20 protein-coding genes are annotated in these 22,449 nt (G+C 70.8%); 9 read left to right on the top strand and 11 right to left on the bottom strand.

Features of this window, described 5'->3' with window-relative positions:
- The 6 genes from CS062_RS26340 to CS062_RS21925 form a co-directional block, all read left to right on the top strand.
- Positions 1-1,228: hypothetical protein (locus tag CS062_RS26340; protein ID WP_158238880.1), on the top strand; the 1,228-nt coding region annotated here is incomplete at its 5' end.
- Positions 1,229-1,366: 138 nt separating this feature from the next.
- Positions 1,367-2,917 carry a cryptochrome/photolyase family protein gene (locus tag CS062_RS21945; protein ID WP_099863680.1) on the top strand — a complete coding sequence of 517 codons (1,551 nt, stop codon included), beginning with the start codon at positions 1,367-1,369 and terminating at the stop codon, positions 2,915-2,917.
- Between the two features lie 168 nt (positions 2,918-3,085).
- A complete protein-coding gene (locus CS062_RS21940) occupies positions 3,086-4,042 on the top strand; it encodes a fasciclin domain-containing protein (RefSeq protein WP_233218204.1) in 957 nt (318 codons plus the stop codon).
- 114 nt (positions 4,043-4,156) lie between these two features.
- The gene (locus CS062_RS21935; RefSeq protein WP_099863679.1) at positions 4,157-4,726 is read left to right on the top strand and encodes a DUF2878 domain-containing protein; all 570 of its coding nucleotides are present in this window, start codon (positions 4,157-4,159) and stop codon (positions 4,724-4,726) included.
- A 94-nt stretch (positions 4,727-4,820) separates the two neighbouring features.
- Positions 4,821-5,585 (top strand): exodeoxyribonuclease III, encoded by a 765-nt coding sequence (xth, locus tag CS062_RS21930; protein WP_099863678.1) that lies wholly within the window; start codon positions 4,821-4,823, stop codon positions 5,583-5,585.
- 149 nt (positions 5,586-5,734) lie between these two features.
- Positions 5,735-7,159: a methyl-accepting chemotaxis protein gene (locus CS062_RS21925; RefSeq protein WP_099863677.1), complete on the top strand. Its 1,425-nt coding sequence runs from the start codon at positions 5,735-5,737 to the stop codon at positions 7,157-7,159.
- 96 nt (positions 7,160-7,255) lie between these two features.
- Here CS062_RS21925 and CS062_RS21920 read toward each other — a convergent pair whose 3' ends face one another.
- Complete coding sequence (locus tag CS062_RS21920; protein WP_099863676.1) at positions 7,256-7,762, bottom strand: MarR family winged helix-turn-helix transcriptional regulator; 507 nt, start codon at positions 7,760-7,762, stop codon at positions 7,256-7,258.
- Between the two features lie 152 nt (positions 7,763-7,914).
- Here CS062_RS21920 and CS062_RS21915 point away from each other — a divergent pair, with 152 nt between their 5' ends.
- Complete coding sequence (locus tag CS062_RS21915) at positions 7,915-8,469, top strand: PaaI family thioesterase (protein WP_099863675.1); 555 nt, start codon at positions 7,915-7,917, stop codon at positions 8,467-8,469.
- Here CS062_RS21915 and CS062_RS21910 read toward each other — a convergent pair whose 3' ends face one another.
- Positions 8,470-9,105 (bottom strand): bifunctional 4-hydroxy-2-oxoglutarate aldolase/2-dehydro-3-deoxy-phosphogluconate aldolase, encoded by a 636-nt coding sequence (locus CS062_RS21910; RefSeq protein WP_099863674.1) that lies wholly within the window; start codon positions 9,103-9,105, stop codon positions 8,470-8,472.
- Between the two features lie 53 nt (positions 9,106-9,158).
- Entirely contained in the window at positions 9,159-10,979 is a 1,821-nt protein-coding gene (edd, locus tag CS062_RS21905; RefSeq protein WP_099863673.1) for a phosphogluconate dehydratase, read from the bottom strand.
- A gap of 284 nt (positions 10,980-11,263) precedes the next feature.
- Here edd and CS062_RS21900 point away from each other — a divergent pair, with 284 nt between their 5' ends.
- Complete coding sequence (locus CS062_RS21900; protein ID WP_099863672.1) at positions 11,264-11,887, top strand: gamma-glutamylcyclotransferase; 624 nt, start codon at positions 11,264-11,266, stop codon at positions 11,885-11,887.
- 45 nt (positions 11,888-11,932) lie between these two features.
- Here the strand turns inward: CS062_RS21900 and CS062_RS21895 are convergent, their stop codons facing one another.
- On the bottom strand, positions 11,933-12,580 hold the full coding sequence (locus CS062_RS21895; protein ID WP_099863671.1) for a nucleotidyltransferase family protein: 648 nt from the start codon (positions 12,578-12,580) through the stop codon (positions 11,933-11,935).
- Between the two features lie 152 nt (positions 12,581-12,732).
- Here CS062_RS21895 and pdxH point away from each other — a divergent pair, with 152 nt between their 5' ends.
- The gene (gene pdxH, locus CS062_RS21890; protein WP_099863670.1) at positions 12,733-13,368 is read left to right on the top strand and encodes a pyridoxamine 5'-phosphate oxidase; all 636 of its coding nucleotides are present in this window, start codon (positions 12,733-12,735) and stop codon (positions 13,366-13,368) included.
- Positions 13,369-13,492: 124 nt separating this feature from the next.
- On the opposite strand, the gene CS062_RS21885 is transcribed toward pdxH, so the two are convergent.
- From CS062_RS21885 to CS062_RS21855, 7 genes are all read right to left on the bottom strand, one after another.
- The gene (locus CS062_RS21885) at positions 13,493-15,610 is read right to left on the bottom strand and encodes a TonB-dependent receptor (RefSeq protein ID WP_099863669.1); all 2,118 of its coding nucleotides are present in this window, start codon (positions 15,608-15,610) and stop codon (positions 13,493-13,495) included.
- A gap of 191 nt (positions 15,611-15,801) precedes the next feature.
- Positions 15,802-16,179, bottom strand: coding sequence for a hypothetical protein (locus CS062_RS21880; protein WP_099863668.1), 378 nt, complete (start codon positions 16,177-16,179; stop codon positions 15,802-15,804).
- Positions 16,180-16,203: 24 nt separating this feature from the next.
- Positions 16,204-16,764 carry a DUF3299 domain-containing protein gene (locus tag CS062_RS21875; RefSeq protein ID WP_233218203.1) on the bottom strand — a complete coding sequence of 187 codons (561 nt, stop codon included), beginning with the start codon at positions 16,762-16,764 and terminating at the stop codon, positions 16,204-16,206.
- A 97-nt stretch (positions 16,765-16,861) separates the two neighbouring features.
- Positions 16,862-18,067 carry an ABC transporter permease gene (locus tag CS062_RS21870; protein WP_099863666.1) on the bottom strand — a complete coding sequence of 402 codons (1,206 nt, stop codon included), beginning with the start codon at positions 18,065-18,067 and terminating at the stop codon, positions 16,862-16,864.
- Positions 18,064-18,906 carry an ABC transporter ATP-binding protein gene (locus CS062_RS21865; RefSeq protein ID WP_099863665.1) on the bottom strand — a complete coding sequence of 281 codons (843 nt, stop codon included), beginning with the start codon at positions 18,904-18,906 and terminating at the stop codon, positions 18,064-18,066. Before CS062_RS21865 ends, CS062_RS21870 begins: the two co-directional genes overlap by 4 nt.
- Positions 18,906-19,481, bottom strand: coding sequence for a peptide-methionine (S)-S-oxide reductase MsrA (msrA, locus tag CS062_RS21860; protein WP_099863664.1), 576 nt, complete (start codon positions 19,479-19,481; stop codon positions 18,906-18,908). Before msrA ends, CS062_RS21865 begins: the two co-directional genes overlap by 1 nt.
- 139 nt (positions 19,482-19,620) lie before the next feature.
- Positions 19,621-22,449, bottom strand: a 2,829-nt coding sequence (locus CS062_RS21855; protein WP_099863663.1) for a DUF748 domain-containing protein, incomplete at its 5' end; no start/stop codon positions are given.

Raw genomic sequence — 22,449 nt, 5'->3', positions numbered from 1 at the left:
CTTGCAGCAGCAGGCGCTGGCCGGCGTCGCGACCCAGGCAGCGACCGTCAGCCTGAAGCTACAGACCCGCTCCGGGCAGACCGTCGAACTCAGGATCGGCGTCAACAGCGGCGAATCGGGCGGCACGCGCGGCCTGCAAGTCGAGGTCTCGAGCTCCGGGCCGCTGAGCAGCGCCGAGCGCGACGCGCTCGCCACGCTGTCCGACGGCCTGGACCGCGCGCTGGAGGGCCTGGGCGACGGTGCGCCGACGCTGGACCTGTCCGGGCTGACCGGCTTCGACGCCGACGGCGTGCTGACCGGCCTGGACCTGCGCATCGACAACCCGGATGCCCCGGCCGACCGGCCCGGCCAACTGCGCTCGTTCTCGCTGCAACTGGGCGCCGAGAAGAAGTCGCTGGCGCTGCGGACCACCAGCGGCGAGATGTCGCTCGAGGTGGATGCCGCCTCGACGACCGCCGCGCCAGCGAGCGGGCAGCGCTGGTCGGCGATCGACCAGTTGCTCCAGCAGATCGATGCCGCGGCCGAACGCGGCCATGCGGACGCGGCGATGACGAAGTCCTTCAAGGACGCCTTCCGGCAACTGCAGGCCCCACCCAGCGGTCCCGACGAGACACGGCGGCCTGATGACGGCCGGCGTCCCGATGTCGATGCGACGCGCGGCCGTCCGCTGGCCGCTGAATCGGCGCCGGCGATCAGGTCCGCGCCGAAGGGCGCCGACGCCCGGCCTGGCGGGATCGTCGACCGCCTCGACCCCGCCGCGATGGCACCGATGAGCGATGGGTTGCGCGCGCAGACGCAGGCGCTGCAAAGCGGGCTGGCCGACTTCCAGGCCAGTTTCAGCGCCGATTCGCAGCGCACCAGCCGCATCGGCAGCGTCCAGGAGGCCGGCCATGCCGATTACCGGATCGGCCAGACGACCACTGAGCGGCCCAACACGGCCACCGGCGGGCGCTCGATCACGCAGACGCAGACCGAGACGCTGAGCGCCAGCTTCCAGAAGTCGCGGACCTACACGCTGGACCGCGCGGGCGGCAACTACGACGCCACCGACGTCGAGGACACCAGGACCGTCACCACGCTGATCGACACGACGCGCGACTCGATCGCGCGCGCGATGCGCAAGACCGACGAGCAGCGGCGCAAGACCTTCACCGAGGTGGAGAACCACCGCGCCGCCTCGCACCAGGAATGGCCGTCGCAGCGCAGCCTCGTGGAACGCCTGCGGTAGGCGGCCGCAGTCTCATTGATCCAAGGCGTCGCGACCGCCGTATATCGACGCGGAACAACGAAGAGACCCCTCCGATGGGCTGGCGCCTGAAGACGCGGCCCTTGGACACCGCGCCATGATTGCCAGGCCGTCATCGCCATGAAGGGCACCGTGCGCTCGCTGGTCCTCGTGCTGGGAGACCAGCTGGATCTGCACAGCTCGGCCTTCGACGACTTCGATCCCGAACGCGATGTCGTCTGGATGGCGGAGGTGCGCGAGGAGTCCGTGCATGTCTGGTCGAGTCGGATCCGCATCGCCCTGTTCCTCTCGGCGATGCGGCACCATGCCCTGGCGCTGCGGGAGTTGGGCCGGCCGGTGGACTATGTGCTACTCGACGACGCGGGCAACACCGGCAGCCTCGCCGGTGAACTCGCGCGCGCCCTGGCGCGCTGGCAGCCGCGACGCGTCGTCATGACGGCGCCCGGCGATTGGCGCGTGCTCAAGGCGCTGCGCGGCGCCGCGGCCGCCGCCGGGTATGCGATCGAATTGCGCGACGACCGGCATTTCTTCTGCACCGTGCGGGAGTTCGCCGCCTTTTCCCAGGGGCGACGGATCTTGCGCATGGAAGTCTTCTATCGGCAGATGCGCCGCCGTCACGGCGTGCTGATGAACGGCGACGAGCCCGCGGGCGACCGCTGGAACTTCGACGCGGAGAACCAGCGCCCGTTCCCGCCGGGCGGGCCGGCTTTCCTGCCGGATCGCGTTCGGGTGTCCCCTGACGACATCACCCGCGAGGTGTTGGCAATCGTCGAGCGGGCCTTTCCCGGGCATCCGGGGTCGCTGCAAGACTTCGACTGGCCGGTGACCCGGGAGCAGGCCCTGCAGGCCCTCGATCGGTTCATCGCGGAGCGGTTGCCCGAGTTCGGGCATTGGCAGGACGCGATGTGGCCGGGCGAGCCGTGGCTGTGGCATGCACAACTGGCCTCGGCGATGAACCTCAAGCTGATCGGTCCGCGCGAGGTGGTGGCACGGGCCGAGCAGGCCTGGCGGGCGGGCGCCGCGCCGCTGGCCAGCGTCGAGGGCTTCATCCGGCAGGTGCTCGGATGGCGCGAGTACGTGCGGGGCGTCTACTGGACCCACATGCCGGCGCTTGCGACAGCCAATGCCCTGGAGGCCGACCAGCCGCTGCCCGCGTTCTATTGGAGCGGCGAGACCGAGCTGGCCTGCCTGGCGGACGCGCTGCGGCAGACGCTGCGCCTGGGCTACGCGCATCACATCCAGCGGCTCATGATCACCGGGCTGTTCTCGCTGTTGCTCGGCGTGCGGCCTGAGCAGGTCCACGAGTGGTACCTGGCGGTCTATGTCGATGCGGTCGAATGGGTCGAGCTGCCCAACACGTTGGGCATGAGCCAGTTCGCCGATGGCGGCCGGATGACGAGCAAGCCTTATGTCGCGAGTGGCGCGTACATCGAGCGCATGAGCGGCGGCCGGCATTGCGCGCGCTGCCCCTACCAGCCCGGCGTCAAGGTCGGTCCCCGGGCCTGTCCGTACACCACGCTGTACTGGGACTTCCTGCTGCGGCACCGCACGCGCTTCGCGCGTCATCCACGACTGGGCGCGCAGGTCCGCCGCCTCGATCGCCTGTCGGCGCAGGAGACGCAAGCGATCCAGACCCAGGCGCAGGCGCTGCGCGAGCGGCTCGCCCGCTGATCCGCGGGACTGGATCGCCCTGCCCATCGGCAATGTGGGGTGCCGCACCCAGCGTAACGATCCGCCTCCCCAGTTGATCCATGACGGCGCGGGCGTCGTAAGACAGCCGCGTTTCGTTGCCGGTCGCGCCGGCCGCATTCGCCACAAGATCAACTCAGGAGAACTCCCATGCTTCGTCTCTTCAAATGGCTCCTCGCAGCCGCGACGGTATCGACGATGCTCACCGCCTGCGGCGGCGACGACAACGACCCCGCGCCGACGCCGACCCTCGCCCAGGCCGCCCAGAACGGCGGGTTCACCGCGCTCACGGCGGCCGCCGCGAAAGCGGGGCTGGCGTTGACGCTCGCCGACAGCTCGGTGTCCCTGACGGTCTTCGCGCCGACCAACGACGCGTTCACGAAACTGGCGACGCAGCTGGGCTTCGCGAGCGCCGATGCGATGGTCACCGCCCTGCCCGCATCAACGCTCGCCGGCATCCTCCAGTACCACGTGCTGGGCACGCGCAAGACCGCAGCCGACTTGGCCGCGGGCGGGGCGACGCAGGCCACGCTGTACAAGTTCAATGGCAATGCCACGACGCTCGGCCTGAGCTTCACCGGCGGCGTCACGATCCAGGATGCGGCGCTCACCACGGCCCGTGTGACGACCGCCGACGTGATGGCCAGCAACGGCGTCATTCACGCGGTCGACAAGGTGCTCGTGCCTCCAGGGCTCCTGAACATCGTCCAGATGGCGCAGGTGAACCCGACCTTCGACACGCTCGTCGCTGCGGTGGTCAAGGCCAACCTGCAGGGGACGCTCAGCGGCGCCGGCCCCTTCACCGTCTTCGCGCCGACCCATGACGCCTTCGCCGCCATCGCCTCGACAGTGAACGGCCTCAGCACGCAGCAGCTCACCAACGTGCTGACCTATCACGTCCTGGGCAGCGAGGTCCTGTCGGCCAATATTCCCTTCGGCACGCCGGTCACCACGGTGCTGGGCCAGTCCCTCGTGGTCAATGCCGGCACGCCGCTCACGATCACCGACTCCACCGCGACGCAGGCCAGGATCGTCGCGGTCGATGTGCGAGCCAGCAATGGCGTGATTCACGTCATCGACAAGGTGCTGATTCCCAACCCGCTGTGAAGCGGCAGCGCGCGGCGCGGCGCGTGGATCGAGGCCATGGGCCGCTGATCGGCGGCGCGGCGTGGCCCGGTCAGGCGCGCCGCCGCCACGCACCGCCAGCGAAGGAGTTCCCCCATGAAGGCAGTCAGCAGGTCGAAGAGGCAGCTGATGATCGGCATCGTCCAGTTCTGCCTGTTCCAGGCCGCCTGGTTCGCGTGCGTGCTGGGCGCGGCGCACGGTCAGGTCCCGGCGGGCCTGATGGCGGTGGCCGCGGTCGTGCTCCTGCACCTGGCCATGAGTCCCGCCCGCGCCGCGGATCTGGCGCTGACGGTGCTGGCCATGCTGGTCGGTCTCGTGTGGGACAGCTGGATGGTCCGGCAAGACTGGGTGCAGTACGCATCGCCCGGCCCGCTGCCCCACCTGGCGCCGATCTGGATCCTGGCGCTCTGGGCGCTGTTCGCGACCTTGCTCCGGGGACCGCTGTCGTGGCTGCACGGGCGGCCGCTGCTGGCGGCGCTGCTGGGCGGAGTCGGAGGACCGCTGTCGTACCTGGCCGCCGTGCGGCTGGGCGCTGGCAGCTTTCCCGACCCGGCCTCCGCACTGGCCGTGCTGGGTGCGGGCTGGGCGGTCATGACACCGGTGCTGATCGAATCGGCCCGGCGCCTGGGCAGGCGGCTCCCACCGACCTCCGCCGAGCTCAACTGAGCCTGCGCGGTGGGCGCCTTCAGGGCGATGGCGCGTCCTCGTCGAAGGACTGGGTACGATGCGCCGTTGCCTGCCTCAATCACCTACGAGCGCCATGAAATTCGCTACCTGGAACGTCAACTCCCTGGCCGTGCGCCTGCCGCAACTGATCGACTGGCTGAACGCCAACCCGGTCGACGCGATCGTGCTGCAGGAGACCAAGCTCACCGACGACAAGTTCCCCGCTCAGGCGATCAACGACGCCGGCTACCAGGTCCACTGGTTCGGCCAGAAGACCTACAACGGCGTGGCCTTGCTGAGCCGCACGCCGGCGCAGGACATCGTCAAGAACATCACCGGCTATGCCGACGAACAGGCGCGGCTGATCGCAGGCACCGTCGGCGACGTGCGCGTGATCGGCGCCTACTTCCCCAACGGGCAGGCGCTGGACAGCGACAAGTTCGTCTACAAGATGGCCTGGCTGGACGGCCTGCGCGCCTGGCTCGCCAGCGAGATGCAGCAGCACAAGCAGCTCGTGCTGATGGGCGACTTCAACATCGCTCCGGAGGATCGCGACTGCTACGACCCGGCCGCCTTCGTCGGCCAGACGCACACCTCGCCGCAGGAACGTGCGCACTTCCAGGCCTTGCTCGACCTGGGCCTGACCGACGCCTACCGGATGTTCGAGCAGCCGCCCAAGAGCTACAGCTGGTGGGACTACCGCATGCTGGGCTTCCAGAAGAACAAGGGCCTGCGCATCGATCACATCCTCGTCAGCGAGGCGCTGAAGCCCCGCGTCACCGCCTGCACGATCGACCGGCAGATGCGCAAGCTGCCCAAGCCCAGCGACCACGCGCCAGTGATCGTCACGCTGGACTGAACGCCGGCGCGCCGGCACTCCTTCACGCCGCGCTAACCCTCCACCGGGTCAAGTCGCAATGGCTTGATCTTGCGCAAGTGACGCCCTGACCAACTCATCGATGCTGTGTCTTGATCCAAGTCAAGACTTACCGTACAGGGAACGCATCGATGAGAACGAATCTGCCGGTCACGCAACGGGAGTTCCCGTTTCCCGAAGGCCGCGCGCTGGTGTCCACGACCGACCTGAAAGGCCGCATCCTGCACTGCAACGACGTGTTCGTCGCGGTCAGCGGCTTCAGCCGCGAGGAGCTGATCGGTCGGCCGCACAACCTGATCCGCCATCCCGACATGCCGGCCGAGGCCTTCCGCGACCTCTGGGCGACGGTGCAGGCGGGGCGGCCGTGGTCAGGTCTGGTGAAGAACCGCCGCAAGGACGGCGACCATTACTGGGTCATGGCCAACGTGACGCCGCTGCTGCGCGACGGCCAGCCGGCGGGCTACCTGTCGGTGCGCAGCCAGCCCACGCGCGAGCAGGTGCAGGCGGCCCAGGCGTTGTATGCGCGGATGAATGCCGCGGCCCGGCAAGGTCGTGGCGACCTCGTGCTGCATCACGGCCGCCTGCGCGCGCCGCTCTGGCGGCGCCTCGCGGTCGGTGTCATCTCGGCGTTCCGCATGGGCCGGCGACGCGCCGACCTGCGGACGGGCGTGCGGATGGCCGAGCGCCTCGCAGCGGGTGACCTGGGCGCGCCGCGTCCGGCCCCCTCGGAGGCGGCCGCGCCCGGATTGCTGGATCGCGCGCTGACGCAGCTGCGGGTCAACCTGCGCGCGCTGGTGTCGGACACGCAGCACGAACTCGGCGAGATGCGGGCGGTGTCGGACGCGATCGCGCAGGGCAATCACGACCTCGCCCGGCGCACCGAGGCCCAGGCGTCCAGCCTGGAACAGACCGCCGCGAGCATGCGCCAGATCACCGACGAGGTCCGCGGCAACCGCGATGCGGCCCAGCGCGCCCGGCAGGTCGCGGCGGAACTCGGCGAGGCCGCCCGGCGCAGCGACGGCAACGTGCGCTCGGTCAATGACACGATGCAGGCGATCGCGCAGGCCTCGGCCCGCATCGGTGAAATCACGCAGCTGATCGAGGGCATCGCCTTCCAGACCAACCTGCTCGCGCTGAACGCCGCCGTCGAGGCGGCGCGCGCCGGCGAGCATGGTCGCGGCTTCGCGGTCGTGGCTGGCGAGGTTCGCGCGCTGGCGCAGCGCAGCACCCTGGCGGCGCGCGAGATCAAGCAGCTGATCGCCGCCTCCGACGAGAAGGTCGAGGCCGGCACGCGCCAGACCGGTGAGGCACGGCGCAGCATGGGCGACACGCTGTCCGCGGTCGAGCGCTTCGGGGGTGTCATCGAGGACATCGAGCGCAGCGCGCAAACGCAACTGCAGGACATTTCGCAGGTGTCGGACGCGGTCCGGCAGCTCGAGCAGATCACGCAGCAGAACGTGGCGATGGTCGAGGACCTGGCGCGGTCCTCGGACCGGCTGCGCGGTCAGGCCAGCGAGGTCGCCGCGGCGCTCGACCTGTTCCAGCTCGGACGATGAGCCGGGCGATCGCTCAGCGCGGGCGGCTCACCATGAAGACGCGGTGCGCCCGTCATCGCGTGCTGAGCGCTCATCGCGTTGGCGGTGCGCCGGCGCTCACGGCGAGTCGCCAGCAAGATCGTCCGGATCGAGCTCGCCGCGCATCAGCGCCGCGCACTCGTCGAGCAGCGCATGCAGCTGCCGCACGCGCTCATCACCCAGGCGCTCGTTGAGCGAGAGCTGAGCGCGCTTCCAGGTCGCCTTCATCTGCTTGCGCCGCGCGTGCCCCTCCGGCGTGGCCTGCAGCTGGCGACTCCGGGCGTCGGCGCCGGGGAGCGATTCCACGAGGCCCATCGCCTGCAGCGGCTGGACGTTGCGCGACAAGGTGGACAGGTCCAGATCCATCCGCCGGGCGAGTTCACTGGGCTGGATCGGGCCCAGCACGGTGATGTGAGAAAGCAGCGCGTACTGGGTGGTCTTGAGGCCGCTCTCGGCGAAATGGGCTTCGCAGTGGTTGGACACCAGCCGGGTCAGCTGCCGTAGCTTGAAGTTGGTACATCCCTTGGGCGAGATCGGCTCGGCCGTGGCCGAGGTGGTCTTCGAGGCGGTGGGCGTGGCGCTCATGGCGATGAGGGGTGTCGTGGAAGCCCATTGGGCCCGCGATGTCCGCGGCGGCGCCAGGGCGCTGTCTCCCAGGGGCTTGACAGCGAAAGATTGTAGCTGCAACCATTGCAGCCACAAGCTTCCGTTCGCCCGCCACTGATACAGGGATTCCCATGAGCGCTGCCTTGACTCCGACGCATGACGACGTACTCGCCGACTGGCTGAACGAAGAGAAGACGGCCCGGGCGAAGTTCCGACCGGATCACGGGGTCGCCACGATGGCGGAGATCGCCGGCCTGAGCGGCCTGGAGCAGATGCAGGCGATGCTGGACGGCAAGCTGCCGCCCCCGCCGATCGCGCAGACCCTGGACTTCACGCTGCTGCGGGTGAGCAAGGGCGAGGTGATCTTCCAGGGCACGCCCAAGTTCCGGCACTACAACCCGATGGGCACGGTGCACGGCGGCTGGTACGCGACGCTGCTCGATTCCGCGCTGGGCTGCGCGGTACACACGACGCTGGAGCCGGGCCGCGGCTACACGACGCTCGAATTGAAGATCAACCTGGTCCGGGCGCTCAACGAGCGGGTGCCGGTCGTGCGGGCCATTGGTCGCACCCGGCATGTCGGCCGCCAGATGGCGACGGCCGAGGCCGACCTGGTCGGCCATGACGGCAAGCTGTATGCGCATGCCAGCACGACCTGCCTGGTGTTCGACCCGCCGAAGCGGTGATCAGGCGCGCAAGGCGCTCGCTTCCTTGGCGAGCTGGGTGATGCGGGCCCAATCGCCCGCCTTCACCGCGTCGCCCGGCGTGAGCCAGGACCCGCCGCAGACCTTGACGTTCGGAAGCGCCAGGAAATCCGGCGCCGTCTGCACCGTGATGCCGCCGGTGGGGCAGAAAGCCACGTCGGGGAACGGGCCGGCCAGCGCCTTGAGCAGGCTGGTCCCGCCCACCGCGGTGGCCGGGAACAGCTTCAGGAACTTGTAGCCGGCATCGCTGGCCATCATCACCTCGCTGGCCGTTGACACGCCGGGCAGCAAAGGCAGGAAATGCGCCTCGCAGGCGCCGGCCACGTCCGGGGTGAACCCGGGGCTGACCGCGAAGCAGGCACCGGCCTGCTTGGCCGCCACCGCGTCCGCCGAGGTGCGCAGCGTCCCCGCGCCGACCAGCGCCTCCGGCACCTCCCGCGCGATCGCGGCGATCGCCTCCAGCGCCACCGGCGTGCGCAGCGTCACCTCCAGCACCTTCACGCCGCCCGCGACCAGCGCGCGCGCCAGTGGCACCGCATCCTCGACGCGGTCGATGACGATGACCGGGATCACCGGACCGTGCTCGGCCAGGCTCAGGGTGTCCTTGATGGAACTCATGGGGTTCTCCTCGTAATCGAATCCGACTCCGCCGACGCGTCGATCACCCGGCCTCACAGCCAGGTGACCGCGCCCTCCTCCGCCGACGTCACATTGCGCCGCATGCCGGCGAACAGCTCGCGGCCCAGTCCGGCACCGTTCTCCATCACCGCGTCCGCGGTGATCTGCGCCAGCTCGCGGCGCTCCCACTCCGCCGCCGGCACCAGGGCGGTCAGCTCGCCGCTGTTGGCGCACACGCGCACCAGGTCGCCGTCGCGGAGCTTGGCCAGCGGTCCGCCCGAGAGCGCTTCCGGGCTCACATGGATGGCCGCCGGCACCTTGCCCGACGCACCGCTCATGCGTCCGTCGGTCACCAGCGCCACCTTGAAGCCCTTGCCCTGCAGCACGGCCAGCGGCGGAGTCAGCTTGTGCAGCTCCGGCATGCCGTTGGCCTGCGGGCCCTGGAAACGCACGACGACGACGACGTCACGCTCCAGCTCGCCCGCCTTGAACGCCGCCTGCATCGCCTCCTGGCTGTCGAAGATGCGCGCTGGCGCCTCGACCGTGTGCCGGTCCTCGGGCACCGCCGACACCTTGATCACCGCGCGACCCAGATTGCCCGCGAGCAGCTTGAGCCCGCCAGTGGGCGAGAACGGCGCGGCGGCCGTGCGCACGACCGCCTCGTCGCCGCTGCGGTCCGGCAGGTCGCTCCAGCTCACCGAACCGTCCTCCGCGCGGCGCGGCAGCCGGCCGAAGGCAGTCAAGTCCTGGCCCGACACCGAGGTCAGCACGTCGCCATGCATCAGCCCTGCGCCGATCAGTTCCTTGATCACGAAGCCCGGACCGCCCGCGGCCTGGAACTGGTTCACGTCGGCGCTGCCGTTCGGATACACCCGCGCCAGCAGCGGCACGACCGAGGACAGCTCGGAGAAGTCGCTCCAGTCGATCAGGATGCCGGCCGAGCGCGCCACGGCGATCCAGTGGATCAGGTGGTTGGTCGAGCCGCCCGTCGCCAGCAGCGCCGCCATCGCGTTGACGATGCTGCGCTCGTCGACCATGCGGCCGATGGGCGTGTAGTCGCGCTGGGGAATGATCTTCAGCGCCTGGCGCACCGCCTCGCGGGTCAGCGCCTCGCGCAGCCCGTCGTGCGGATGGACGAAGGCCGCGCCCGGCACATGCAGGCCCATGGCCTCGAGCAGCATCTGGTTGCTGTTGGCGGTGCCATAGAAGGTGCAGGTGCCCGCGCCGTGATAGGCCTGGGACTCAGCCTGCAGCAGCTCGTCGCGGCCGACCTTGCCCTGCGCGTAGAGCTCGCGCACCTTGGCCTTGTCGTTGTTGGACAGGCCGGAGCTCATCGGTCCCGCCGGCACGAAGACACAGGGCAGATGACCGAAGTGCAGCGCACCGATCAGCAGGCCCGGCACGATCTTGTCGCAGATGCCCAGCAGCAGCGCGGCATCGAAGACGTCGTGGGACAGCGCCACCGCCGTGCCCATCGCGATCGTGTCGCGGGAGAACAGGCTCAGCTCCATGCCCGGCGTGCCCTGCGTGACCCCGTCGCACATCGCCGGCACGCCGCCGGCGACCTGCGCGGTGGCGCCCTGGCGATGCACCTCGTCGCGAATGATCGCGGGGTAGTTCTCGTAGGGCTGATGGGCCGACAGCATGTCGTTGTAGGCAGTGACGATGCCCAGGTGGGGCGCCTTCTCGGCGACGATCCGCAGCTTGTCGTTGGCCGGCATCGCGGCCACCGCATGGGCGACGTTCGCGCAGCCCAGGCGCTGCACGCCGCGCTGGCGACCCGCCATGCGCTCGATCAGATCCAGGTAACGCTCGCGCGAAGCGGCGCTGCGCGCCTTGATGCGCGCGGTGACGTCCAGAAGCGTCTTGTTCATGCCGACTGCCGATGTAACTCGGCCAGGGTTAGATTGGTAACCATATTACACGCCCGGAAGGTCATGAGACTCTCCCGGAACGCTTTCCCGGGTACAAGAGAGTTACGAAAACGCTCTCCTGCTCTGCGGCAGTCCACGTTCCCGAAGCTGTTCGCCCGCAGTCCGCCTTAGCCGCCGGGACGGGAGGGCATGGGGTTTTGGCGCTGGCCGCCAAGGCCCCATGCCCTCGCGGCCAACGCACCGGCGGTTGCAGGCCGGAACGCCCGCTATGGCAGCATTCCGCCATGATTCACGACCCCTTGGCCGAGGCGCGGCTCGAAGACCTTCCTGCCCACAGTCAAGCGCTGCTGCAAGCCGCGGAGCGCCAATGGGACCGCGAGCACGGCCTGATGATGTTCGCCTACGGCTCGCTGATGTGGAATCCCGGGTTCGAACCGGCGCAGACGCTGGTGGCGAGGGTCCAGGGTTATCACCGCGCGTTGCGCCTGCGCTCGCTGGTGAACCGCGGCAGCGCCGAACAGCCCGGGCTGGTGATGACGCTGCTGTCGGGCGGCAGCTGCCGCGGCCTGCTCTACCGCGTGGCGCCGCAGGACAGCGAGGCCACGCTGCATCGCCTGTGGTTGCGGGAGATGGTGGTCGGCACCTATGTGCCGCGCTGGCTGGACTGCCAGTGCGCCGACGGCCTGGGCACGCGCAAGGCGCTGGCCTTCACCCTGTCGCGACGCAGCCCGGGCTGGGTGGGCGACCTGGCAGACGACCGGCTGCTGCACATCCTGCGCCACGCGCGCGGGCGCTACGGCACGACGCTGGATTACCTGACGCGCGCCGTGACCTGCCTGCGCGAGCACGGCATCCACGACCGCGCGCTGGAGCGCCAGCTGGCGCTGGCCCGCTCGCACGGGCTGTGAGCCGATCGGTCGGGATGGCCTGAGCCGCGGCGCGGCGGGCCGGCCTCAGCCACCGAAGGTGCGCAGGCCCAGATCGCTCGGGCGCGGCATTGACGGGTCGACCTTGAGCCGCTGCAGGTCCTCGACGGTGTCGACGTCGATCAGCACGCCCGGATCGTCGACGTCCACGGCCTGGGCCGGATAACGCGCCAGCAGGCGGCGCGCGCCCTCGTCGCCCTGCAGGCCGGTGAGTTCGGAGAAGAGCTCGGCATTGAATCCCACCGGATGGCCCCGGCGACCGCGGTGCTGCGCGTAGGCGATCGGATCGCGCTCGATCGCATCGGCCACCGCCGCCAGGGTGCTGGGTCGCACCATCGGCATGTCGGCCGGCAGGATCAACCAGCCCGGCGCGTCCCCGGTCGCGGCGACACCCGCCGCGATCGAATGGCCCATGCCCAGCGGCGCCGGACGTCCCAGGCGATCCTGGTCGGGCAGCACCAGCATGTCGCGCGAGGCCACATGGCGTCGGACCAGAGGTGCCAACGCGGTCGAGGTCACCACGAGCATCGGCAGGCCGGAAGCCATCGTCTGGCGCAGCGTCAGCGCCAGCACGGTGTCCCCGTTCAAGACCTGTTCCAGCTTGTGGCCCTCGCCGCGAAAGCGCTGGCCGCGCCCTGCCGCGAGCACGACGACGGCGGGTCGTCGCTGATTCATGCAAACTTCCTTCTGGTTGGGTCCCGAGCCTCCCGGCCGCCGCTCTGTGGCGCGGCTCCATGCCGGGAAGCATGCCTGCCGGAAGATGGGGACCGCACCCGGAGTTTCACGAGTGGGAGCTTTACTTAAGGATTCGCCCGATACTCCAAAGGATGGACAAACTCTCCGACCTTCGAAAGAGCTACGAGCGCGATGAGCTCGACGAGCAACTGGCCTCGCCCGAACCGCTGCGCCAGTTCCGCGAATGGCTCCAGCAGGCCCTGGACGCCGGCATTCCCGAACCCAATGCGATGACCCTGGCCACGGTAGGCCCGGACGGCCGGCCGTCCACCCGGATCGTACTGATCAAGGACATCGAGGAGCGCGGCCTGGTCTGGTACACCAACTACGACAGCCGCAAGGGCCGCGAACTGGCGGCGCACCCATTCGCCGCGCTGCAGTTCCATTGGGTCGAGATGGAACGGGTGGTGCGCATCGAAGGCCGGGTGGAGAAGGTCGATGCCGCCCAATCGGATGCCTACTTCGCGTCGCGCCCGCTGGACTCGCGCCTGGGCGCCTGGGCGTCGCCGCAGAGCCAGGTGATCTCGTCGCGCGCGGTGCTGGTCGCCAACGCGGCCAAGGCCGCGGCCCAGCACGGGCTGAATCCGGCGCGACCGCCGCACTGGGGCGGCTACCGGCTGGTGCCGGAACGCTGGGAGTTCTGGCAGGGGCGCAAGTCGCGGCTGCATGACCGGCTGGTGTACCGGCTGGAGCAAGGGCAGTGGGTGCGGGAGCGCCTCGCGCCCTGAATATCCCCTCAGCCTGCCCTCTCCCGCAAGCGGGAGAGGGAAAGAGGGGGCCAACCCTCTCCCGGAGGCGGAGAGGCACGACTGAAGGCCCCACCCGCCCCGCCAGCGAGCGGAGCCGGAAGGGTCAGAACTTGACTTGCAGCCCGGCGAAGAGGCTGCGTCCCGGCAGCGGCGTCAGTTCCCGGATGGTCTGCACGCTGCCCGCGTTGTACGCCAGCTTGTTGACCAGGTTGTCCAGCTTCAGGTACCACATCGCGTCCAGGTTGCCGATGTCGAAGTGGCGCGCGATGTTCAGCCGCAGGATCCCGTAGCCCGCCGTCGGCGTGTCCAGCGCCGGCACGCGGTCCTGGCGCTTGGCGCCGCGCAGCTCGGCCTGGATCAGCCACGGGCCGCGCTCCGCCTGGAGCGACAGGCTGGCGCGCACCGGCGCCAGGCGCGGCAGCGGCTCGCCGGTATCGCGGTTGGTGCCGCGCACCAGGTCCAGCGTCGTGCCCAGCGTCAGGCCCCAACCCGCCACGGCGGGCAGCGGCTGCCGGCCCTCGAGCTCGATGCCATGCATCCGCGCGCGCACGCCGCGGTACAGGTACTCCGGCACGGTCTCGGTGCCGCCGTCCTCGCCGACCAGCTCGACGTCGCGCCCGCTGGCGTCCAGCGCGATGTAGTTCGAGAAGCGCGTCTGGTAGACCTGCAGGCTCCACTTCGCCTCGCCCTGCTTCCAGTGCAGGCCGAGGTCGACCGCCTTGGCGCGCTCGAGCCCGAGGTTGACGTCGCCCACCTCGTACGCGCCGGAGGCCACGTGCACGCCGTTGGCGAAGAGCTCGTAGAAGGTCGGTGCGCGCTGGCTGCTGCTCAGGTTGCTCGACAGGCTGAAGCCATGGCCCAGTTCATAGGCGCCGCTCAGCGAGAGGCTCTTCGGGCTGAAGCGGCGCGTCATCGGATCGCCGAAGCGCTCCTGGTCGCCGCCGGTCGAAGCGACGGTGATCCGCTCGGCGCGCCCGCCGGCCTGCAGGCTCCACGGTCCGGACTTGAACTGCTCGATCAGGAACAGCGCGTTGCCTCGCGTCCGGGTGCCGGGCACCAGCGCCTCCTCGCCAAGCGCGGAAAAGTCGCTCTGCTCCCACTGCCAGCCCAGCACGCCCTGCACCGTGCCCCAGCGGCCCTGGAAGGCCGCATGCGTGGCCTCGACGCGGCCATCCTTGCCGTCGGATTCGAAGACGGTGCCGATCTCGCCACTGCCCTCCACTTCCTGGTGCTTGTAGCGGCTGCTCGCGAACTGCCAGGTCACGCGGGCCAGACCAGGCAGCGGGTCGCGCCATTCGCCGGCGGTGGCCAGGCGCTGGCGCTGCATCTGGATGCGCACGTCCGGCTCGACGGTCACGCCGTACTCGTTGTGGTAGTCCTCCACCGACACGCCGGCGTACCCCTGCGAGAACAGCAGCGAGCCGCCCACCGCGCCGCTGCGGCCGTGAGCGTCGGAGTTGCGCACATGGGTGCTGGTGCCGTCCTCGCTGGTGAAGCGGGGCACGCGCTGGTCGTCGGCGCGGCGGTCGGCGGCATCGACGTGCCAGGCGAACGCGTTGCTGCCGCCATCGAGCACCACCGCGCCGCCGCGCTCGCTGGCCGCGCCGCCCAGGCGCACTTCGGCCACGCCGTTCAGGCCCGGCTGAGCCAGACGCGGGATGCGGTTGTCGATCGCATTGACGACGCCGCCGATCGCGTTGCCGCCGTACTGCAGCGCCGCCGCGCCGCGCAGCACCTCGACGCGCGTCAGCACCAGCGGATCGACCGGCAGCGCGTGGTCGAAGCTCAGGCTGGACGCGTCGACCGAGGCGCCGGAGTTGCTCAGCATGCGGACGCGGTCGCCGTCCAGGCCGCGCATCGTCGGGCGGTTGCTGTTGGGACCGAAGTAGGTCGAGCCCACGCCGGCCAGGCCGTCCAGCGTGTCACCCAGGCTCGCGCCCCGCTTGAGGGTCAGCGCGTCGCCGCTCAGCGCCTGCACCGGTGCGGCGAGCTCGCGCTGGCTCAGCGGGTTGCCGGTCACGACGACGACGTCGAGCTTGTGTTTGTGCGCGCGGGCCGCGCCGCCCGCGGCGGTGTCGGCGTTGGCGGCGTCACCCGCGGGCGCGGCGGCATCGGCCGCGGGCGGAACAGGCGCCTGCTGGGCCCAGGCGATGCTGGTGCCCAGTGCGAGGGCCAGGGAAATCGGAGACAGAAGGAACGGGGAACGGGGCTGGTTGGCCATGAGGACACTCTCGAGCGCCGGCGGTCGAGCACCGCGGCGCGATCAGATGCTGGTGGAAATCCCGCTGGCGCAAACGCCGACGTCGACACGGATGCCGGACGCGTCGCCCCGCGATGCGCGGCCCCGTCGAGGGACGTGGAGCGCAGCGCATCGAGGATCCGGAAAGGACGCGGGAAAGATCGACGGAGGTCTCAGGCGAGCGGCGGGCCGCGCGCGCCCTTGCGCCACAGCTGCGCCAGCGTCGCGTCGCGCGGCGCGTGCAGGTCGGCCGGGAGGTCCGGCGGCGGCGCGGTCCAGGCGAAAGCCTGGGCCACGGGGCCCAGCGCGTGGCTGAGCTGGTCGAGCAGTTGGCAGTCCGGCGTGCCGGCCGCATGGCCGAAGGTCGGCGCGGGCGTGTCCTCGCCGGTGGCCTGCGCGATCGCGATCGCGATGCGCGAGGGATGGCTGGCCGACCCGTGCAGGCTGCGGTGCACGAGGCCGAGCGCCTGGAAGCCGAGCACCGCGGCCACGCACAGCCAGATCCACCAGCGCTGCTGGCGGGTCCGGAGGGTCGCGGTCGGGCGATGCATGGGCGGGCTTGCGTCGCGGCGCGTTCAGCGCGGCGCCGGCACGGCCTGGGTGACGCGGTAGAACATGCCGTACGGGTCGTCGTTGAGCACGGCCATCTGGCCTTCGACGGTCACGACGTCCAGCGTGTAGCGGACCGGCGTCTTGCTGCGCACCTCCACCAGCCCTTCCGGACCGGCCGGCACGCAGAAGGAGCAGCTGGTGGGTACCGACGACAGCAGGAAGTGGCTCTGCTTGTCGCCCGGCTCGAGCGGCATCATGAATCCTTGGACCTTCACCGTGCGCTTGTCCAGCGCGAGCACGCCGGAGGGAAAAGTCGGGATGACCTTGCTCTTGTCGGCCTTGACCGTGACCGAGGACAGCAGCTTCCAGCTCACCACCCCCTCGACCTCCTGCAGCGGCTGGAACGGGCTGCGGGGATCGTGGTAGCCGGGGCCCGAGCCCATCGGGATCGCCGCGCCCGAGGAGGACGCCTGGGCCTGGGCCGGACCGGCGGCAACGAACGCCGCCGCGGCCATGACGATCGTCAGGCAGGCGACCGCGCTTCCTGGAAGGCGGGGCATGGCGATGGCGGTGCGTGAGGGCATCGGGGCGTCGGCGTGAGAGCGGCGTCGGCGCCGCGTGAAACGCGACATTGTGCCTCGCCCTGCCGGTCCGTGGCGCGCTGCGACGGGCGAGTTGCGGTCAGCGCGGCGTCTGCAGCAGCTCGGTCACGTCGAGCCGGTAACCGCGCCAGGCCGGCCAGGCGGCCGCGATCAGCGCCAGGCCCAGCGCGAGCGCCGGCACCAGGGCCTCCCAGGGCGAGACCCAGGCGCCGGAGATCCGCATCGACTGCTGCTCCGCCAGCACCGCGCCCAGCACGGCTGCCAGGCCATGAGCGAGTCCGAGCGCGAGCAGCGTCGCGAGCGACGCCAGCATCAGCGCTTCCAGCGCGATCAGACCGGCGACGCGCGCCGGCGTCGCGCCGAGCATCCGCAGCATCGCGAGGTCGCCCTGGCGTTCCCGCACCGCGTGCAGCAGCGCCACCAGCACCGACAACGCCGCCGCCAGCAGCAGCACGCCGCCGAAGCCACGCAGCACGTCCAGGCCCACGCCCACCATGCTCAGCAGCCGGGCGGTCTCCAGCGCCGGCACCGAGGCCTGCAGCCCCGCCTGCGCGTTCACCCAGCGCGGCAGCATCACCGCGGCCAGCGGGCTGCGGTAGCGCACCAGCACCATGCTGACCTCGAGCGATGCCTCCGTCGCCTCGTCCGCATGCCCATGCGCCGCATGGGCCTCCCAGACCGAGGCGAGATCGGTCAGCACCAGCTGGTCGACGACCCCGCCGGTCGGCGCGAGCACGCCGGTCACTTCATAGGCATGCTCGTGTTCCTCCCCGCCCCCGGCCAGACCGTGCGTGCCATGGAAACGGTCACCCGGCTTCAGCCCGGACTGGCGCGCCACCTCGGCGCCCAGCACCGCCTGCATCGGCCCGGTCCAGCGCCGGCCCTGCGCGAGGTCGAGCCGGTACAGGTCCAGGTAGGCCGCCGTCGTGCCGACGATGCGGTGGCCGCGGAAGCTGTCGCCCAGCGAGATCGGCACCGCCTGCGCCACCAGCGGCTGCGCTCGCAGCTGCGCGACGGTGGCCAACGGGATGTTGCCGGTCGACTGGTCGAGGTGGAACACGCCCGCCAGCAGGATCTGCATCGGACTGCCCTTGGCGCCGACGACCAGGTCGATGCCACCGAGGTCGCGCCGCAGGCCGTGTTCGAGTTGCTCGCTGACCAGCACGACGAAGCCGATCGCGGCCAGCCCGAGGCTCAGCAGCATCAGATTGAGCGCCGTCAGCATCGGACGTGCCCAGAGGTATCGCCACGCCAGGCGCGGCAGGTTCAGCGGGGAGCGACTCATGGGTTCGAGAACGAAGGCGACGGCGGCGGCGATGTCGGCGACGGCGATCCTGGCGGCGTCACCGCGCTCCCCTCCCGCGCGAGCTTCAAGCGCTGCAGCGCGGCCCAGTCGGCCCAGGCGGCCTCGATCCGTGCGTCGTGCGAGGCGATCACCAGGCTGGCGCCGTGTTCGTCCGCGACGCGGCGCAGCAACGCCAGCGTGGCGTCGCAGGCCTCGTCGTCGAGGTTGGCGGTGGGCTCGTCGGCGAGCACGAAACGCGGCGCCCGCAGCAGCGCCCGGGCCAACGCCACGCGCTGGGCCTGGCCCTGGCTCAGCGCATGGGGACGTCGATCCAGCAGCTGCGCGATGCCCAGCTCGGCCAGGAGCGCGGCGATCCGGGCGTCGTCCGGCCTCAGTCCGGCCGCCACGTAAGGCAGCGCGAGGTTGTCCCGCACGCTCAGCGAGGGGCTCAGATGCAGGCGCTGCGGCACGAAGCCCAGATGGGCGCCCCGCCAGGCGTCCCGCGCGGCCGGCGCCAGCGCGCCGATCTCGACGCCATCCATCGCCAGATGTCCCGCTGTCGGCGTCAGCAATCCGGCCATCAAGGCGAGCAGCGTGCTCTTGCCGCTGCCCGACGCGCCGCGCAGCAGCAGGTGACCGCCGCGCGGGAGCTCGAAGTCGGGAAAGCGCAGAAGGAACCCCGCGGAGGACCCGCGCCCAGCGGGTGCGTCCGATGAGTCGGACACATCGGGCAGCGAGGGAGCCTCGGCGGCCGCGACGGGCCGCCGGCCCCTGACCGCCCCGCCATGGCGGAAGCGCAGGCCGTGGCTCGCGATCAGCGCGGCGTCCGTCGACGCCATCAGCCGGCCGCCTCGTCCTTCAGCAATTCCTTGAACTTCTTCGCGAACTTGTCGACCTTGGGCGCGACGACGAAAGCGCAATAGCCCTGCTCCGGGTGATTGGCGAAGTAGTCCTGGTGATACGCCTCGGCCGGCCAGTAGTTCTGCTCCGGCTGGACCTCGGTGACGACCTTGCCGCCATGGGCGCGCTGCGCCTCGTCGAGCACCTGGCGGATCACGCCGAGCTGTTCGGGCCGGGTGTAGTAGATGCCGGAGCGGTACTGCGTGCCGACGTCCGCGCCCTGGCGGTTCAGCGTCGTCGGATCGTGGATGGTGAAGAAGACCTGCAGCAGGTCCTCGAGGCTGACGACGCGGGTGTCGAAACGCACCCGCACCACCTCCGCATGGCCGGTGTTGCCGGAGCAGACCTGCTCATAGTTCGGCTGCGCGACCTGGCCGTTGGTGTAGCCGGATTCGACGCCTAGCACGCCCTTGACGCGCAGGAACACCGCCTCGGTGCACCAGAAGCAGCCGCCTCCGAGGGTGATCAGGTCCTCGCCGGCCTGCAGGGAAACGGGATTCGGAGTGGTCGTCATGGCAAGTCCTCAAAGCTGGCGGGAAGTCTTCCCGCGACAGGCGGGCTCAGATCGGGCGCAGGCCTCGGAAATCAAGCCCGTCCGCCGGTCGCCCGCCCACCTCGGGCAACGCTCGCGAGCATAGGCGAGCGACGGCCGCTCACTGTGCGCTGAGCGCCAGATCCACGCGCGGCTGCCAAGGCTTGTCCTTGTCCGCGCCGCGCTCGTCGTCCTTCGCATGCAGCTTCGGCGAAGCCAGGAACATCCGCGCGTTCGACACGCCGCGCTCGATCAGCGCATCCCGGACCGCCACCGCGCGCTGGAGCGCCAGTTCGCGCAGCTGCTCGTCGGTCACGGTGTAGCTGTCCATCAGCAGCTCCCGCATCTGCTCGGCCGGGATGTCCTTGGTCAGGCCGATGAAGTTGCGCGGCTTGCCGGGCAGCTTGGCGTTGTCGTAGACGGCCTTGAGCAGGCGCGCGCGCTGGGCGTCGTCAAGCACCAGTGGCGCATCCGGCGCGGCCGAGGCGGCCGCCGCCGGGCCCGCCGCCTGCGTCACCGCCGCGCGCCGCAGCTCCCGGCGCCGTTCGGCGAGCAGCGCCTCCTCGAGCCGGGCCGCCTGGGCGGCGCGGCGCTCGGCGGCGGGGTCCACCCAGCCGGTGATGCTCAACTGCAACGCCGGACGGTCCGCCAGCACCCGGTTCAGCGGCTCCAGCTTCTTCGCCGCCTCGGGCTGCAGCGCGGCGGTGCCGGGCTTGAACTCGAGCTGGCTCATCTCCGCCCCGCCGCCGCCGGACAGCAGCGAGAACGGCGACATCAGCGCCTTCGTCAGCAGGTTGACGATGAGCTTGACGACCAGTCCACCGACGCTGAACTCCGGATCGTTGAGCGAGCCGCTGACCGGCAGGTTGACGTCGATGACGCCGTCCCGGTCCTTGAGCAGCGCCACCGCCAGCTTGACCGGCAGCTTGGTCGCGGTCGGGCTGTCGATGCGGTCGCCGAAGGTCAGCTGGTTGAGCACGATCTTGTTGTCGGCCTGCAGCCGCCCCCCCGGCTCGATCTCGTAATGGACGCGCGTCGAGAGCTTGCCGCGCTCGATCGCATAGCCGGCGTACTTGCCGGCGTAGGGCGAGAGCGGCGCCAGTTCGATGTCGGTGGCGCTGGCGGTGATGTCCAGCGCGAGCGGCGCCCCGCTCGGATTGAGGCGCCCGCTGATGTCCAGCAGCCCGGTGCCCTCGACCTTGCCCTTGAGCTGCAGCGGCGCCATCTCCGCCGAGCCCGCCGAGAACGCCCCCAGCGTGCCGGTCAGCTCGCTGAGGTTGGCGCTGTAGTTGGGCTTGATGAAGCGGTCGTTGAAATCGACCTTGCCGCCGTTGAGCCGGGTTTCGGCGATGCTGAGCCGCAGCGGCGGCTGGCCGGCGGCGGACGAGGCGGCAGCGGCAGCGGGCGTCGGCACGGGGGCCGAGGTGGCCTGTGCGACCGTCGTCGCGACCGGGGCCGAGGCTGCCGCCGTGCCGGCCACGGCGGCCACCGCCTGTCCCTGCTCGGTCTGGTTCAGGTCGCGCAGGTTGAGGCGCCCTTGCTCATTGACGATCAGCCGGGCATAGAACTCGTCCAGCACCGCCTGCTGGATCTTCAGGTCCGGCGCGCCGCCGGGGGCGAGCGCCAGCCGCAGGCCGCCCAGCTTCAGCCCCTGCCAGCTCAGCAGTTCCTCGGCCGAGCGCCGCCGGCCCTCCTGCAGGCGAGCCTGGCGCAGGCGCAGGTCGGCGATCAGCACATCGCCGCCGGCCGTAACCGACGGCCCCTTCGCCGTCTCGGTCAGCTCGAAGGCGCCGCGCATCGAGCCCTCGGCCCGCTGCAAGTGGATGCCGATCGACGGATCGAGGTAGGGATCGGCCCAGTGCAGCGGGAGATGCTCGGCGCTGACCTTGCCGGACAGCTTCAGCGGCGACAGGGCCAGCTGGCCGTCCCAGCGGAACTTCGGGACCTCGCGCAGGTTGCGCCGCGTGGCGTCGGGCCGGCGCAGGGTGGCGCTCAGCTGGACCGGCAGCGGCTTGCGCAATTGCCGACCGTCCCACTCGACGCCCGACAGTCTCAGCGCCAGTTCCTGCAGGCCGATCGGCCGGGCTGGCTCGTCATCGAGCACGTGGGTGGCGAGGTCCAGCAGCGTCGCCTCGCCGCCCTCGACGGTGATCTCGGCGACCTGCGCCGTCCATGGCGCCGCGGGCGTGGATGCGGCCGCCACTTCGCGGGCTTCGGGCGGCTCCAGCGTCAGGCGGTCCCCCCGCGCTTCGGTCACGCGCCGTCGGGAGGCCGTCGCGGCGCCAGCGCCCGAGGACGGCGCCGACGCCCCCCTCCAGGCTTCCCAGCTCCACTTGCCGGCCTTGTCTCGCCCCAGATGCGCCTGCGGCGCCACCAGCGCGAGCTTGCCGGCGCTCAACCGGCGGTCGTCCAGGGCCAGCTCCGCCTGGTCCAGGCTCAGTTGCTTGAGCGCCAGCACCGGCTTCCCGCCGTCGGCCAATGCCACGCCGTCCAGAGTCAGCGCCTTCAGCGACAGCGTCAGGTGCTCGCCGTTCGGCCCCGCGCGCACGGTGCCCTGCGTCCCGAACCGGCCGCGCACGGACAACGGCGTCGCCGCCTTCAGGTAAGGCGCGAGCCCGTCCAGCGCCAGGTCCTTCAAGGCCCAGTCCAGTGCGATGCCAGCCGCGCCGACCTGGCCCTTGCCGGAGACCGTCGCCGGCGACGCCTCGCCTTCAGTCCCCAGGGTGGCGGCGATCTCCACCGGCGCCGCCTTCGCCACCAGCGGCCAGTTCAGCCCACTGCCCGTCAGCGTCAGCCCGTCCACCCGCCAACGGGCGACGGGACGGAGCGTCTCATCGGTCCAGCCGACCCGCCCGCCCTCCAGCGCCAGGCGCTGGATGCCGACGCGCCACGGCGCCGCGGCGGGCCTTGCGGGACTGGCCGCGGACGCGGCGGCCACCGCCGTCACCGG

Origin of the sequence: Roseateles chitinivorans, assembly GCF_002761755.1 — a bacterium.
GTDB lineage: Bacteria > Pseudomonadota > Gammaproteobacteria > Burkholderiales > Burkholderiaceae_C > Roseateles > Roseateles chitinivorans.
The sequence above is the reverse complement of the archived record's forward strand: the minus strand, read 5'-3'. Positions and strand labels throughout refer to the sequence as shown.